Source organism: Neolewinella aquimaris (assembly GCF_014197245.1).
Taxonomy (GTDB): Bacteria; Bacteroidota; Bacteroidia; order Chitinophagales; family Saprospiraceae; genus Neolewinella; species Neolewinella aquimaris.
Map to the genome: position 1 here is coordinate 122,084 of NZ_JACIFF010000001.1, position 16,390 is coordinate 138,473.

The 16,390-nt window shown below is 59.0% G+C and carries 11 protein-coding genes; 8 read left to right on the forward strand and 3 right to left on the reverse strand.

Annotated elements, in window-relative coordinates; genetic code table 11:
* The first annotated feature begins 6 nt into the window (after window positions 1-6).
* Window positions 7-1,143, forward strand: a complete 1,137-nt coding sequence (locus tag GGR28_RS00560) for a sterol desaturase family protein (RefSeq protein ID WP_246416166.1) — start codon at window positions 7-9, stop codon at window positions 1,141-1,143.
* A gap of 84 nt (window positions 1,144-1,227) precedes the next feature.
* Window positions 1,228-2,133, forward strand: a complete 906-nt coding sequence (locus GGR28_RS00565) for a hypothetical protein (protein WP_183493773.1) — start codon at window positions 1,228-1,230, stop codon at window positions 2,131-2,133.
* On the opposite strand, the gene GGR28_RS00570 is transcribed toward GGR28_RS00565, so the two are convergent.
* Complete coding sequence (locus GGR28_RS00570) at window positions 2,117-2,854, reverse strand: 5-oxoprolinase subunit PxpA (RefSeq protein WP_183493774.1); 738 nt, start codon at window positions 2,852-2,854, stop codon at window positions 2,117-2,119. The genes GGR28_RS00565 and GGR28_RS00570 overlap by 17 nt on opposite strands.
* Before the next feature lie 155 nt (window positions 2,855-3,009).
* On the opposite strand from GGR28_RS00570, the gene GGR28_RS00575 reads away from it, so the two are divergent.
* From GGR28_RS00575 to GGR28_RS00595, 5 genes are all read left to right on the forward strand, one after another.
* Window positions 3,010-4,395, forward strand: coding sequence for a Gfo/Idh/MocA family oxidoreductase (locus GGR28_RS00575; RefSeq protein ID WP_183493775.1), 1,386 nt, complete (start codon window positions 3,010-3,012; stop codon window positions 4,393-4,395).
* Window positions 4,396-4,733: 338 nt separating this feature from the next.
* Window positions 4,734-5,417: a uracil-DNA glycosylase gene (gene ung / locus GGR28_RS00580; protein ID WP_183494511.1), complete on the forward strand. Its 684-nt coding sequence runs from the start codon at window positions 4,734-4,736 to the stop codon at window positions 5,415-5,417.
* Window positions 5,418-5,441: 24 nt separating this feature from the next.
* Complete coding sequence (locus GGR28_RS00585) at window positions 5,442-6,080, forward strand: hypothetical protein (RefSeq protein WP_183493776.1); 639 nt, start codon at window positions 5,442-5,444, stop codon at window positions 6,078-6,080.
* Window positions 6,081-6,113: 33 nt separating this feature from the next.
* Entirely contained in the window at window positions 6,114-7,385 is a 1,272-nt protein-coding gene (gene purD, locus GGR28_RS00590; RefSeq protein ID WP_183493777.1) for a phosphoribosylamine--glycine ligase, read from the forward strand.
* Between the two features lie 6 nt (window positions 7,386-7,391).
* Window positions 7,392-8,585 (forward strand): GlmU family protein, encoded by a 1,194-nt coding sequence (locus GGR28_RS00595; protein ID WP_183493778.1) that lies wholly within the window; start codon window positions 7,392-7,394, stop codon window positions 8,583-8,585.
* Here the strand turns inward: GGR28_RS00595 and GGR28_RS00600 are convergent.
* Window positions 8,563-9,465: a CPBP family intramembrane glutamic endopeptidase gene (locus GGR28_RS00600; RefSeq protein ID WP_183493779.1), complete on the reverse strand. Its 903-nt coding sequence runs from the start codon at window positions 9,463-9,465 to the stop codon at window positions 8,563-8,565. The genes GGR28_RS00595 and GGR28_RS00600 overlap by 23 nt on opposite strands.
* Window positions 9,466-9,513: 48 nt before the next feature.
* Between GGR28_RS00600 and GGR28_RS00605 the strand changes: the two genes are divergently transcribed.
* Window positions 9,514-11,466 (forward strand): glycosyltransferase family 2 protein, encoded by a 1,953-nt coding sequence (locus GGR28_RS00605; RefSeq protein ID WP_183493780.1) that lies wholly within the window; start codon window positions 9,514-9,516, stop codon window positions 11,464-11,466.
* A gap of 12 nt (window positions 11,467-11,478) precedes the next feature.
* Here GGR28_RS00605 and GGR28_RS00610 read toward each other — a convergent pair whose 3' ends face one another.
* Entirely contained in the window at window positions 11,479-16,344 is a 4,866-nt protein-coding gene (locus GGR28_RS00610; RefSeq protein WP_183493781.1) for a translocation/assembly module TamB domain-containing protein, read from the reverse strand.
* Window positions 16,345-16,390 lie beyond the last annotated feature (46 nt).

The window sequence follows — 16,390 nt, forward strand, 5'->3', positions numbered from 1 at the left end:
CGATCCATGAATAAGCCGCTCTACTCCTTTGAGGACATTCAGAACCTGGAGTTTCCCCCCGTCATCGTGTACGCCGTACCCGTCATGGTTGCCCTTACCGTCATCGAATGGTTCCTGCGGCGACGGGAATACATTCACGAACTGGAGGAGGCCGCCGAAGCACTGGGATTTCTCACCGATTACGCGCCCACGCTGCGCAACTGTGGATGGAACCCGGTTGCCTACACCAAACGGCGCAACCTGTACGCCGAGGAGCTGAAGGCTTACATTGCCGACCGCGCCGGCAGCAGCCGCGCCGAGAAGCACAACTACGACATCAAGGACGGACTGGCCGCCGCCGGCGTTGGGGTAGGGAACCTCATCAGTACGGCACTGGTCAAGGCCCTCACCTTCGGCGTTATTCTGTTCTTTTATAACCTCAGTCCGCTCTACATCCCCACCACCTGGTGGAGTTTTATCCTTTGCTTCTTCGTAGTCGATTTCTGCCGGTACTGGGCGCACCGGATTAGCCACGAGCAGCGGTTCTGGTGGGCTACTCACGTCACCCACCACAGTTCGGAGCAGTACAATTTCTCGGTATCCTTCCGCCTGAGCTGGACGCAACACATCAAGGTGATCTTCTTCGTTCCGGCGGCACTGCTGGGCTTCGATCCCTTCGTGTTCTTCATTTGTATGCAGATCGGGGTGCTGTACCAGTTCTGGATCCACACCGAGCTGATTGACCGTATGTGGGCGCCGGTGGAGTTCTTCTTCGTCACGCCCAGTCACCACCGGGTACACCACGCGACGGAGGAAAAGTACCTGGACAAAAATTACGGATCGAGCCTCATCATCTGGGACCGCATGTTCGGCACCTTCTGCCCCGAGCAGGAAACCCCGAACTACGGCATTCTCAAGCCGGTCAACAGCTATAATCCGGTGAAACTGGTGTTCCACGAGCACGTAGATATGTTCCGCGACATGGCCAAGTACCGTCATCCCAAAGCATGGTGGCGCATCATGTTTCACGGACCCGGACTGACGCTCGACAAGGAAAAGCACTACGGTTTCTACAAGTACAAGAACGGGGAAGTGCCGTCGGCCAGCGAGGCCCAGACCTCCAAGAAGGTGGGTAAAGAAACTCCGGGAAACGTGATCGTATAGCCGCGAACTTCGGTGGCGGATACGTACTTTAGTGAATCACCGGCGGGGCCAAAATCCTGACTGCCTAACAAAAATTTATCCGTCATGCCGATCTTCAACGACCTCAAACGAATCTTCTTCGGCGCCAAATCCGTCGCCAAGCACCAAGCCTCTCGCGCAAACGAGGCCGCCCGGGAAGCGGGCGATGAACTGGCCGCTCAGGGCGACGAATTAATCGACCTGACCAAACAGGCGGCCCGCGAAATTGCCGCCCGCGCGCCCGGCTACATCGATAAGGGTAAGGATGCCCTGAGCGAGCTCGGCGACGCCGTCTTCAAACAGGCCGATTTCCGCCCCAAGGCCGATCGAGACACCCGGGAAGGACTGGACATCATCGACGAGGAACTAACCCTCGGCGATCTCGACGAAACGCCCCCGCGGGAAGCGCCGAAATCCGGAACGATCTCCTTCGAAGACGACGAGCCGACCGTCGATCCCACCGCACCCCCCAAGGAGCCCTCCGCACTGCGGCAAGTGACCGATTCCACCCTGGATTCAGCCGCCCGGGCCGGACTAAAGGCCAAGGACACCGCCGGCAAACTGGCCGATGAGGCCCTGAATCGCGCCGCTGCCGCCGGAACCACCCTTAAGGGAAAGGCCGATGCCTTCGTGGAACACGCCAATCGGGAGGCCGAAAAAATGAAACTGGAGGAGTCCATCGAGCAGGCAAATGCCGCCGCCGCTCAGGCGGAGGCTCGGGCCCGTGCGTTTGATAACCAGGAGGCCGACCGCGATACGGACAAGTCCACCCTCAGCGGCACCGATTCCTTCTTCGACCGGGCCGACCGCTTCGCCCGCGGCGACTACCACAACGAGGGAGGGAAGCCAATGCGCATTCAGGACGATCCCGATTATCGTCCCCGCAAGAAGAGCGATCTGATCGCCGGTTTCGACGATGCGGACGGCGACGGCGACAGTCTCATCGACGACGCCGTCATCGAGGAGGAATAGCATCCAGAGTCCTCCGGACTGCCCGGGCGCGCTCCGCCGCCCCTGCATGGTCTCCGTGAACACATAACGTCCGCACTGCAATAGGGTACAGATTTCCGTCGGTGGCCCGCACTCTTCCGCTGGCCAACAGACCGGCCTGTTCGGCTGCTGCCGCCACGTCATCAATGGTGGCATCACGCTTTGTGCGGGAACGCAGGAGCAGGGATGGTTCGTACCGGCGATCCACGAAACCCTCAGAGAAGTAGGATAAGCCGGCTACCTCGGCAGCTTTCTCCAGTTCCCCCCAGGGAGGTCCGAACAAGGCCGGAATACCAAGATCACTTATTACCCGGGCGAGCACTCCGGCCGCGACCGCCTCTTTGTCTGCGTAGTGGTAAAGGGCACCGTGGGGTTTCACGTGATGCAGCCCGCTACCGGTAACCAGTTTGACCATTCCGGCGAGCGCACTGATTTGGTAGAGTAGGGTAGCGTGCAAGACTTCCGGTGAAAGGTGCATGGGCAAACGGCCGAAGTTCTTTCGATCCGGAAAGCTCGGATGGGCTCCGATAGCCACACCGTGGTGCACCGCCAATTTTACCGTGTTCAGCATGGTCAGCGCGTCGCCGCCGTGAAAACCGCAGGCGATGTTGCAGGCGTCGAGGTAGGGCATTATTTCTTCATCGTTGCCGACCTGTTGGTCGTACCACGTTTCTCCTAAATCGGCGTTGAGTAAGATGGCCATGGCCCCAAGGTACGCAGGCGAGTCACGCAAAATTTAACAAGGGTAGTGCAGAAAACAACGTATTGTACCGTTAGGCCTTGCTTTTCACGAATTTCCTTGGCACCTGCGTCCCCGACAAAAAAGATGTACTAACTTGATCGCACAAATAACCGATTATGCAAAGACGTGATTTTCTAAAGTCCACCTCCTTATTCGCGGCAACCTTGGCAGCCGGGCAGGCAAGCGCTTTCAACCTTTGGAAAAGCGCGGCCAATAAACGCGTGGCCCTGGTAGGCACCGGAGTGCGCGGCTCATCGCTGTGGGGAAAAAATCTGGTGGAGAATTACGGCGAAGAGGTCACCTTCGTGGGCCTCTGCGACATCAATCCGGGCCGCCTGGAAACCGTGCGGGAGTACATGGGCGTCGACTGCCCGACCTACACGGACTTCGATAAAATGGTCAGCGAAACCAGGCCCGAGTGGGTGATCGTGACGACCATGGACTCGACCCACAGCGAGTTCATCATCAAGTCGCTGGAGGCCGGCGTCAACGTGATTACCGAAAAGCCGATGACCACCGACGCCGAAAAGTGTCAGGCCATCCTGGACGCCCAGAAAAAAACCGGCGGGGAGGTGCTCGTCACCTTTAATTACCGTCACTCGCCCCACAACACGGCCATCAAGCAACTGCTGCACGACGATCGGGTGGGCAAGGTGACCAGCGTGGACTTCCACTGGTACCTCAACGTCTACCACGGGGCCAGCTACTTCCGCCGGTGGCACGCTTACGTGGAGAACAGCGGTTCCCTCTGGGTACACAAGGCCACTCACCACTTTGACCTGCTCAACTGGTGGGTGGGCGCAACTCCGGTGGAGGTGACGGCCTACGGTGCCCTGGAACACTACGGAAAGAACGGACCGTTCCGCGGAGCCTCGTGCCGTACCTGTGACCACAAGGCGGAATGTCCCTACTTCTGGGACATCACCAAGGACAAGCGTGCGATGGAGCTGTACGTCGACAACGAGGAGTACGACGGGTACATCCGCGACTCCTGCGTATTCCGCGAGGACATCGACATCTGGGACAAGATGAGCGCCCAGATTCTGTACGACAACGGCGTGGTCGTCAACTATTCCCTGACGACCTACTCTCCCTACGAGGGTTACCGGATTGCCTTCAACGGCCACGACGGGCGCATCGACTCGTGGGAAGACATTCCCTACCAGCGCGGCGAGTACAACGAGGAGGAGCAGGCCGACCTGCACAAGGCCGAAATGTCGTTCGGTAAGGAAGAGACGCCTACCGAGTTTCATGAGATCATCGTGCACGAAAACTTCGAGCCCGACTTCGAGAGCATCAAGGTGCCGAAGTACCGCTACGGCCACGGCGGTGGCGACCGGCGTATGCTTGATTACCTGTTCGTCAAGCCCGATGCCGCCGACCCGCTGGGGCACATGGCCGGTACCCGTGATGGTGCACTGTCCGTACTCATCGGCGTCGCCGCCCGGAAGAGTCTGGCGGAACGGCGTACGGTAAGGATTGATGAGCTGGTGAAGGTGTAGTCTACCCGTCGGCCCCGTCGGCCCCCGTCGGCCGACTCTAAAGTCGTCCGCCGGGTAGGCCGTTGGGTTGATTTCAGTGATGCCTGTTGGTTCACTCGGCGGACGAGCCTCGTGCCTCGGTCGGCCGACGAGTGCCCGACGAGCCCCGTCGGCCGACTCCGAAGTCGTCCGCCGGGTAGGTGGATGAGTTTATTCCAGTAGTGCTTGCTGGTTTACTCGACGGACGAGCCTCGTGCCTCGGTCGGCCGACGAGTGCCGTGAGCCGACGAGTTTGGGGAGAATGGGAACAAAAGCCCCCCATCCGCAATTACACTACCGCAACCCACACCCCTACCCGCATGCCCGCGACGAACGTACAGATAGAGCCCTCCTGGAAGAAAGCCCTCGAGCCCGAATTCAGCAAGCCTTATTTCAACACCCTCATTGGATTCATCAAACAGGAAAAGGCCGACGGAAAAACGGTGTATCCCCCCGGATCACTAATTTTCAATGCGTACAACACGACGCCCCTCGATCAGGTGAAAGTGGTCATTCTGGGCCAGGACCCGTACCATAATCCGGGTCAGGCGATGGGCCTAAGTTTTAGCGTGCCCCGGGGAGTTACGCCTCCGCCGAGCCTGCGCAACATCTACAAAGAAATCAACGACAGCCTCGATCTCCCGATTCCGGACCACGGCGACCTGACGAAGTGGGCCGAACAGGGCGTGTTCCTGCTCAATTCAATGCTAACCGTGGAACGCCAGACGCCGGGCAGCCACAAGCGCTCGGGGTGGCAGTACTTTACCGATGCCAGCATCAAGGCCGTGAGCGACCGGACCGAAAATACAGTCTTCATGCTGTGGGGTGCGTTTGCCCGCAAAAAGGCCGAACTGATCGATGGTAAGCGTCACCTGGTACTGGAAAGCGCCCACCCCTCTCCCTTTTCGGCGGACAAGGGGTTTTTCGGCAACCACCACTTCAAGCAGGCCAACGAATACCTGGTTGCCAACGGGAAGACACCGATCGATTGGCAGATCGAGTGATACCTTGCGCCCAAACTACAGCGATTGCGCTTCCTGCTCCCCCTGATCATTCTCGGTTTTACCTGCTGCGGCCCCGCTGAGCCCACCCCGGTTGCCGAAGTAAAAACGGTCAGCGGCAACCTCCGGTACCAGGAAGATGCCCGGACCCTGCAGGCCGAGTTGGTCTTGCCGGATTCCACCGAACGCCCCCCCACTTTTTTAGGCGACCCGATGCGACCGCTGCGCGGCTTTCCGGCCCGCCGTTTCCGACTCGAACGGGTCCAGGACCTTCCCGGAGACATTCGGTTTTCCGTAACGGAACAGGGGGCCGTGGCCAATTTTTCCTTTCCGTTTCACCGCGTGTACATTGATTCGCTGCCGGATACCCTGCGGCGTACCGAAGCGGCCAACTTTGCCGTAGGGGACCGCGGGATGACCGAGGAGGAGAGCCTGCTGCTTTTCTTCGAACCCGCCGATCGCAGTAATCCAAAGCGGATACTTGTGACCGGTCCCACTGATTCCGGCATAGTTTCGCTCCCGACTTCGGCCATCAACGACATTTCTCCCGGAGAATATTCGGTCTATTTCGTGAAGCAACAACTGTACAAAGACCGCCACAAAAACCTGCGGGTAAGCGTTCAGGCCGAATACTTTACCCGGTCCCAGCCCCTTACCGTGGAATAACCAACGTACTTTTGCCCCGCAAAACCTCAGAATATGAACGTACTTCTCCTCGGCAACGGTGGCCGCGAACACGCACTGGCCTGGCGGCTGGCCCAGAGCCCACTATGCGCCCAGCTCTACATCGCGCCCGGTAACGGTGGGACGGAGGAGTTCGGCATCAATTTACCGGTCGATCCCAATGACTTCGAAGCCGTGCGCCGCGCGGTCGTCGACCACAATATCCGACTCGTCGTCTGCGGCCCGGAAGAACCACTCGTACGGGGAATACAGAATTTCTTTAGTACCGACGATCAGCTCAAGGCGGTATACTTCATCGGCCCGAGCAAGGAAGCCGCCCGGCTGGAAGGAAGCAAGGCCTACGCCAAGGCATTCATGGAGGAATACGGCATCCCGACTGCCGGGTACCAGCGGTTTACGGCCGATGAGATGGAAGCCGGCGAACGCTACCTCGAGCAGAGTCATGCGCCCTACGTACTAAAGGCGGACGGACTCGCGGCTGGTAAGGGGGTGATAATTCTCAACGACCTGGAGGAGTCAAAACGCGAGCTGCGCGATATGCTTCGCGGTAAGTTTGGCGATGCAGGCACTACGGTGGTGGTCGAAGAATTTCTCGACGGCATTGAATTTTCCGTGTTTGTACTTACCGACGGCGAAAGCTACCGCATCCTCCCCGTAGCGAAAGACTATAAGCGCATCGGAGCGGGCGATACCGGGTTAAACACCGGCGGAATGGGCAGTGTAAGCCACCCGCCCTTCGTTGATGCCGATATGATGCGGAAAGTAGAACAACGCATCATTCAGCCTACGCTGAAGGGCATTCAGGCCCGCAAACTGGATTACCACGGCTTCATTTTCATCGGCCTCATCGCCGTGGAGGACGAGCCCTACGTAATCGAATACAACTGCCGCATGGGAGACCCGGAAACCCAGTCGGTGATGGCACGCCTCAACAACGACCTGATGCAATTGCTGCTGGAGACCGCCGAGGGTGGTTTGAGCAGTGCGGTGATCGATATGGACGACCGCCAGGTGGCCACGGTCGTCCTCGTAAGCGGCGGATATCCCGGCGACTACGAGAAGGGCAAGGAAATTACCGGACTCGACGCGGTTCAGGGCAGTATGGTCTTTCAGGCCGGGACCCGAACGGACGAAGAAGGTCGGCTGGTGACCGACGGCGGCCGGGTGCTGGCCGTGACCAGCTACGGCGACACCTACGAAGATGCCCTTGCGAAGTGCTACGAAAACGCTCGACGCATAACATTTGACGGAGTAAACTTCCGCCCCGATATTGGATTCGACCTGTAGCCCGCTATGAATATTATTCTGTTCGACTCAGTCGTCCGCCAGGCCCTGCTGCCCCTGACCTACACCCGTCCGGTCGCCGATCTGCGCATCGGTAGCCTCACCATCGCGGAAAAGTGGGCGCGCCAGACCGATGGGCAGGTCTCCTTTCTCACCCAGGATTACCTGGAAAAGAAGTTTCCTCACCGCGTCGCGGAGCGCAACCTGTTCATCGACGGCAGCATTCTCCCGTCGGTAGAATTGTTGTCCTTCCTCGATCAGATCGAGAACAATACGGCTTACTTCTCGGAGGGGGAAATGGTGGTGGCCTCCTTTGATCGTCCGAATTCGGAACGCTTCATCGCCAGCAGAGAAAGTGTAGTAGAACGCCGGCTCAACCTGCCAAATCTGCCCCTGTTTAGAATCACCCGTCCCTCCGACCTCTTCAGTCTGAACGACCGTGCCATCCGGGAAGATTTCGAGTTGCTTACGTCGGGGCGTACCTCAGCCGGCTTGCCGCCGAGCAACCTGCTGATTGGTCCGGCCGATCAACTGTTCATCGAAGCCGGCGTAACGGCAGAAGGCTGTTCTTTCAACACCAGCAGTGGACCCATTTACATTGGCCGGGACGCGGTCATCCTCGAAGGGGGGAACTTCCGTGGACCGATTGCGGTGAACGCGGGAGCAGTGATTAAAATGGGAGCAAAGATATATGGTCCCACCACCATTGGCGACCATTGCAAAGTAGGCGGGGAAATTAACAACGTTGTTTTCCAGGCCAACAGCAACAAGGGGCACGACGGCTTTCTCGGCAACGCGGCGATCGGAGAGTGGTGTAATATTGGTGCGGACACCAACGCTTCCAACCTCAAAAACGACTACAGTGAGGTGAAGGTATGGTCGTATCCGCACGGGGAGCGACGCCCGAGTGGCTTGCAGTTTCACGGGCTCATCATGGGCGATCACTCGAAGGCCGGCATCAATACCATGTTCAATACGGGTACCGTGGTGGGCGTGTCGGCCAGCATATTCGGCCCGGGCTTTCAGGCGGACTTTATCCCGTCCTTTACCTGGGGAGGGAAGGAAGACAACCAGACCTACCGCCTCGATAAAGCCATAGCTACCGTCGAGCGGGTGATGCTGCGGCGAAATGTCGCGTTTACCGATACCGACCGGGCCGTGCTCCAGCATATTTTTACCGCTACCCAGAAATATCGTCCTTAGCCGGTAGATCGCTTGTCAGGGTCGATTCGGTGCGCCAGATCAGGTAAGCCGTGGCCCCCAGACTGACCAGCCCGGCTGCCAGCAGGGGCCAGAACGCGGAATCCATCTCGGTGTCCGGCGTAAACTCCCCGGAGAGGTAGGTGCTGATCACCTGGGAACCATTGAAGAAAAAATGAATGAGGATGGGTATCCAGAGGGAGCCCGTCCAACGGTAGGCATAACCCAGCAGGGCACCGAGCAGCAAGCGGGGAATAAAACCGGCAAATTCAACGTGAATGGCGGAGAAAATGGCCGCCGCTACCCATACGGCGAGGTGGCCGCTCATCACCTCCGACAACAGCCTTCCCTGTACCACACCCCGGAACATCAATTCCTCGCATACGGCCGGAACGACGGCAACGGTAAGGAGTGCCAGCAATAATTCCGGTAAACTTTCGAAGGTCAGTACCCCGGCGAGCATAGCGTTACCGGTATCCTCCGAGCGAACCATCCACTCCGGCAGGTCGAGTTGCAGATTGAGGTAAGCCGCCAGACCGATGAGGGGCAACCCGACCAAGAACGCTCCGATGGCAACGGGAATCAGCCGGGGTCGGGTAGGGTAGACCAATCCCGCCGCGACCGGCCACCACTGTCGGTAGGTCAGCAGCAGGCCCAGCATGGCCGAAAGTCCGAAGGTGGCGAGGTTGTTGAGCAGGAGGATAAACCGCAGTTGCTGGCGGTCTGCGGGCCCCGCGAAGGTGGCCGACGGATCGCCGATCGGCAGGCCGTAGTGCAGGGCGAGCGCGGTCACGATTCCCCCGCCCAGCAGCAACATCACCAGTACGCCGAGTAGGGTGAAGAGCAGCAGGCGCAGCGAGGTGCCGCGGAATCGATCTGACATAGGGTAGCTTGAAGCCGTAAAGATAAGCCCCTGCTTTACCTTTACCCCGTGCAGCTCTCCGTAATTATCGTCAGCTTCAACGTACGCTACTTTCTGGAGCAGTGCCTACTGAGCGTCAGCCGTGCCACCGCCGGTATGGAGGTGGAGACCTGGGTGGTCGACAACAACAGCGCCGACGACTCCGTGGAAATGGTGGGCCGGCGCTTTCCCTGGGTACGGCTTATCGCAAATTCGGACAATCCCGGCTTCTCCATCGGTAACAATCAGGCAATCCGTCAGGCGAGCGGCAAGTACATCCTGCTGCTCAATCCGGATACCGTCGTGCGGGAGGATACCTTCCAGAATTGCTTCGCTTTTGCCGAAGCGCACCCCCGGCTCGGCGGACTGGGCGTAAAAATGATCGACGGCAGCGGTCGTTTTCTACCGGAGAGCAAGCGCGGTTTACCGACGCCCTGGGTCGCATTTACGAAAGCTTTTGGCCTGTCCCGACTGCTCCCGCGTTCCCGCCGCTTCAACCACTACCACCTGGGGTATCTGAGCGCGGAAGAAACCCACCGAATCGAGGTACTCTCCGGCGCCTTCATGTGGATGCGGGCCACGGCCCTGGAAAAAGTGGGCCTGCTCGACGAGGATTTTTTTATGTACGGCGAGGACATCGACTTATCGTACCGGCTGATCAAGGGAGGCTACGATAATTACTATTACCCGGGGACCAGCATCATCCACTACAAGGGGGAAAGTACCAAGCGGGGCAGCCTCAATTACGTGCGCGTTTTTTACCAGGCCATGGTCATTTTCGCCCGCAAGCACTTTGCCGGTTCCCAGGCCCGGCTGCTGGTCTGGATGATGCAGCTCGCGATCTACCTCCGGGCGGTGCTTACGGTGGCGGCCGGACTCTGGAATCGTTTGCGGTTTCCGCTGATCGACGCGGTAGGGATTTACATTGGCCTCCTAGCCCTCAAACGCATCTGGTCGGCCTATCACTTCGGTGACCCGGACTACTTCCCGGTGGACATCAACTACCTGCACTTTCCCGCCTACACGGCACTGTGGGTTGGAAGCATTTTTCTGGGGGGCGGTTACGACCGCCCGTTCGCTACCCCACGCTTGCTGCGGAGCCTGGCCTTCGGCACGTTGCTCCTTCTCAGCATCTACGGCCTCCTACCCGAAGAACTGCGGCCGAGTCGGGCCCTTCTCGTACTGGGAGCGGCCTGGGCAGTGGGCTGGACCGCAGTCAACCGGACGGTAGCGCGTGCACTCACGTTTGGTACGTTGCGGGGGCAGACCGAGCCCCGCCTACTCGTCGTCGGCCGGGCCTCGGAAACCCAGCGCACCCTTAGCCTGCTCCAACGGGCGGGGGCGAGCAGAAACTACCTGGGCAGAATTCAACCGGCGGGCGGAAGGGCGGAAGAGGACGACGAGCCCATCGGTACCGCCGACCGACTGGATACCCTCGTTCAGCTGTACCGGGCCGAGGAGATCATCTTCTGTTCCGCCGACCTGGACAACACCGACATACAGCGGTGGATGAGCCGGCTGGGGCCGAACATTCAGTACCGCATTCTTCCGGAGTCCAGCGGAAGCATCATTGGCAGCCACCGCCCCGACCAGCGCGGAACGCTCTACACCATCGACGTGAACCTACGGATCAACGATCCCACCAACCGGCGGGGAAAGTGGCTCTTCGATCGGAGCATGGCGTTGTTTTTACTCGTAAGTGCTCCCCTTGTGATCTGGCTTATGGGGCAGAAACGAGGGTTCCTGCTTAATGCAATCGCGGTGTTGGGTGGCCGGCGGAGCTGGGTGGGTTACCATCCCGGCGATCCCGGACTTTCCCTGCTCCCGCGTCTCCGCCCCGGTGTGCTGTGGCCGGGATTGGGCCTTGAGCCGGATGCGGATATGGTGCACCACCTGAACCTGTTTTACGCGCGGGACTACGCCGTCTCCGACGATTGGCGGATACTGACCGAGCATTTTTCCCGGCTGGGTCACCGGGGGTAATCAGGTAGGCTGCTACTTTCCCGCATCCCGCTTGAAACCGGCGAAAAATTCTGCGAGGGAGTCGAACTCCCGGTTCCAGGTCAGACCGGTACCCACCTGCAACCTCCTACCGCTTGCGATGTCGGGTTGCCGGCGCTGGTAAATGCGCAGTTTGAGCGATCGGCTGTCGTTGAGTACGTACTCGAGGACTACGTCGTTGCCGATGAACGTGCCCGTCGCGCCACCGGAGGTGAACTGGTTGTTCAGGACATTGACGTCGCCCCGCAGGCTTAGCCGGTTGTTGATGTCGCGGCGGAAGGAAAACTCCACGGCCTGGCCACGGATCACGGTACTTTCGCGGTCGATCTGGGTGCTGGTGGAATAGTTGCTGTAGTCGATGTCGAAATCGAAGCCCGAAATGAAGGCATCCTCCCCGAAGGCATCGCGCACGAGGTCGTTCAGCAGTAAACTCAGGTAGCTCGACAGCCATTCGCTCACCGTGTTTACCGCCACGTCGGCCACGTTGAAACTCAGGTCGGCGGGCAAGAACTGGCCCACTGCGATCAGGCCGAATACCTGGCGATTGAGCTCGTTCTGGTCCAGGAGCAATTGCCGCCGCTTGTTGTTAGCGAAGTTTTCGAGTTTTCCCGTAAGATTAGGGAATGCGATATCGAAATTGATGTTGGGCTGGGTCAGAATACCGTCCAGCTTCAGGGTTAGTTCGATGTCGGTGGCCTGGCTGGCGGCACTCGTCAGTCCCGCCGCATCGGTGGTGCCGGTCTCCGAAGTAAGGTACTCCTGGATAAAGTTGATGATGGGCGTCCGCAGGTTTTGGTAATCGGCGGCAATGTCGATTCTGGCCGCGAAGGGGTCGCCGGACCAAGCGACGGTCCCGCCCGGTCTAACGGAGAATTCTTTGTTCACCACCCGGTAGAGCGTGAAGAGATAGTCGCCTTCGGTAAGCGTGATCGTGCCGTACATCTGCAGGTCGCCGTCGCGGGGGATGCGGATCGTGAGATCTCCATTTCCCTGCCCGCGCAGCACGTCTCCCACCTCTTCGTCGAAAATGATTTCCCCGACGGCCTGGTCGGTCACTTCAATCTCCATTTCCAGGCTCACCCCCGTAGGGTCCGCCGCGGTGGTGCGGTCTTCCTCCTCCGTGTAGACCTTGCGGTTGACGAACCTTACATTTTCAATGGGCCCGGCACCGCTGCCCTCCGCCACCGGGATGGAAAGCCGGGAGTCACGGCCGACCGTTGCCCGCACGTAAATATCCGTCTGGCGGAAGTTGCCGGTAAAGCTTACGGTGCCGCTACCGATGGCCCGGCCGTAGAAATTAGGGTTTTGACCGGGGGACAGGTCGAGCGCGAGGAAGCGGTCGGTCTGCAGGCGGGCGTTGATGCCCAGGTTTTTGAGGCGATCGTGGGTAATGCCGCCCGTGAGATTGGCTACGTTGTCGTAGCGATCGAGCAACTTCGTACCGGCGAGGTCGAAGAGGGTATTGGTGATCCTCACCCGGCTGTCGGTAAAGTGATACCGCGTCTGCAGGTAATCGAGGGTGAAGGCACCGGCGGTGGCGTCGATGTAGCCGGACACATCCGGTTCGGTGGCGGGACCGACAACATTCAACTGGCCATCGATGCTGCCTACAATGTTGGATACCGATCCCCCCACCCAGTAACTGGCGAGGTCAAGGGGGTAGCCCGTCAGGTCTACCGTGAGGTCCAGGTAGTTCTTGAGTTGATCGGCGCGCGGATTTTCGTTCAGGTCGCCTAAATTAAAGGAGGCTTCAACGATGAGTTGCGAGGTATCACGGCCCAGGTTGAGGTAGCCGTTCAGTTTTCCCTTGGGGTTAGGGGCTACGAGGTCCATACGCATACGGCCGTAGTTGTCCCCGTTGATCAGGAAGGTGTCGCTGCGTACCTGCGCACTTAATCCCTGTAACTTGAAGACATCATCGACCCCTACGCTAACGTTCACCCGACCACCGAAGTCGAGGGGCGGATAGTTCCACACCGAATCGATGAGGCCGAGTGCCATGTTCTGAAAATTAAGGTCAAGTCCGCGCACTCCCCGTTTGGCTACCCGGATGCTGCGGTCGCCGCTGCGGAGGCTAAAATTGCGGGCGTCAATGTACTGGGGACCGATGACGATGCGGTTGTCGCGGCGAATCGACCAGGGTTCCTGGAAGAGAACGAGGTCGGACTCGTCGAAACGGATGGCGTAGTTCGCGGTGTCGGGTAGGGTAATTTCACCGTTCAGGTTCAGCTTACCCAGGAAGAGTCCGCCCGCCCCGCCGTAATTGATGCCGAAGTCAATCGTATCCCGGTCGATGAGGCTCAGCAGCGTCAACTGGTCGAAAAGGGGTTTGCCCTTGATGTAGGTGCTGTCGATCACCAGGTCGAGCTCGCCTTCCGAACCGTCGCCCTTGGTCCGTACGATCAGGTCGACCAGCGATACGTCGTCGAAAGTGAAGCGGGGGGCCATCAGTTCGGCCTCCATCTTGTCCTCAAAGCCATCGTAGCTGCCAACGAGGTGGACATCCACCAGTGGACCCAGTTTCGGAGCGATCAGCCGGTTAAGTCCCTTGGAGTCGACAATGGTCAGGTCGAAACTGAAGCGGTTCGGTTCGGGTACGTTGCGGGGCGGCGGTATGTTCAGGCGGCGGGCCCAGCCGGGATAGTAATCAACGAGGTACTTCGTCAGACTGGTCGACACCTCATCCAGGTCGAAGCGGCCGACGATCTCTCCCCGCGCGATGTCACTCTCCAGTTTGACCACTTTCTGCCCTTCGGCGTTAAAGTTGGAATACGCCAGCAGTTTTCCTACCTCGATGGTGGCGGTATCCCGGACGATCCGGAAGCTGTCGAGTTCCACGCGGCCCTCCATCTCACTGAATACGGTGTTCTTCAGGTTCAGGTCGACGTTGCCCGACAGGACCACGAGTCGCTTGCTCAAGTTTAGAGCCTGTAGGTCGACCTCACGGATTTCGGCAAGAAAGTCAAAGACGGGGATGCTGTCGCGAAAGTTCAGCTCCCCGAGAAAGCTCAGGTCGATGTTCTCGTCGGCAATTTCCAGGCTTCCGTTGAAGAACTGTTGTTCGAGTCGCCCGCTGATGCGCGCATTCTCATACTGGTACCCCCGGAAATTGAGGGTTTCAACGGTGGCGGTAAGGTTCGCACTCGCCGTTTCCGAGAGCAGTCCCCGGCCGTCGTTGATGGCACCGCTGAAGTTAACGGTACCGAGTTGGGCGTTGTCGGTCCACCGTCCCAGTTCAAAATTATTCAGCGACAGGGTACCGCTGTAGTCGGCGCGATCGGCCCCGTTTTCAATATTCATCCGCATATCCAGGACGGCCCGTCCGATGTCGGTACGCAGGTCTCCCTTGGCGGCAAAATCCGTAAAGAAGCCGTCGAACTGGCCATTGAAGTCAAGGCGGCCCAATTTGTCGAAGTTCCGCGGCAGGGTCATCCGGGGGATCAGGCGCCGGAGGGTGGCGACGCTCGAGTTCAGGCGGGTAAGCTTGAGGTTAAGGGCTTCCGACCCGGGAAGGGCCAGGTTTCGGCTGCTGAAACTACCCTCCAGGAAGTTGCGGTCGTCCAGCGCCAGCATCACGTCCTCGGCCCGCAGGTTGTTGACCCGGCCCACGAAGCTGCCACCCAGTTCGATGCTCCGATCGCGGTTGTCGCGAAAGAACGGATTGAAGCGCAACTTGCGGGCGAAGTACAGCAAGTCACGCACCGCCAGCCGGCTGGATTGCAGGTTCATCTCCATCCGCACCCGGTCGTTGAACTCCGTCCAGGAGCTCCAGCCTCCGGGAAAGCTAAAGTACAGGGAGTCGGAAAGCGAGCTTTCCGGCGTGGTAAGGACCAAATCGTACAGTTGCAGCTCGGTCGGTGTGGCACGTAGGTCCTGTACGCTCAGGCGGTTCAGGACGAACCCACTTTGTTCTTCCAGACTCAGGTGTTGCAGCCGGCCGGCAAACTTGCTGTCCTGAAAGTCGATGTCGGTCAGTTCCAGGTCTACGTTCCGGGTATCCAGGCGGGCAAAATCCACCGAAGTGATGTCGGCCGACTCAATGGCATCCTTACGGTAGTTGTTCAGCGTAAAGGCGCCATCGATCACTTCCACGCTGCTGGCCAGAATGTGTAGACTTACCCGATTGGTATCCACTGAGGTACTGTCCAGCGCCCGAATCACCTGCTCCACGGCGGGAACATTCGTTAGCGGGGTGGGGGGGAAGGTGGTCTGCCGCACCACCGGTCTGCGGAGTTCGGCATGATCGATCGCTACTACTTTGCCCGGTAGGTCAAGTCGGTCCATTCGGATGATGCCCGACTCCAGGCTCACGTCGAAACGCTGTCCCCTTACGCTGTCGCTCTGGACAAAGACGATGTTCTTCAGGTCCAGCCGGTCCAGGGCCAGGTTGATGGGTTTACTCGGCTGATCGCGGGGAGGGAACAATTTTTCGAGGGCCGTTTCGAGGTTAGATTCCGCATCGCCCAGGTCGCGCCGAATCTTGAAGCGGGTGTCGGCGATGGTCAGGGCTTCGATCTCCAGGGCGTTGTTGAGCAGCGAAAGCAGGTTGAAGTTGGCCTCCAGCCGTTTACCGTACAGCAGGGTATCGCCGTACTTGTCCTGGATGTAGATGCCGTTAATGGCCAATTCGTCGAACCACGAAAGCCGCACGTAGTCGACCCGCACTTCCGTCTCCAACGTCTTGGAAATGCTGGCCGTGACGCGATCGGCGAGGTAATTCTGGAAGGAGGGGAGTTGCAGCAATCCGAGGAGTACGACGAGCAGCAGGATGAGCCATACGAAGGTCTTACGCAGCCGCTGCCACCACCTGCGCTTACGGCGCGGCTTCGGGGGGGGAGTGGCTTGCGGCTGATCTGACATCAATACGTCCGGCGGTAGAAAATGCGTGCTCCACCTTAACGCTACA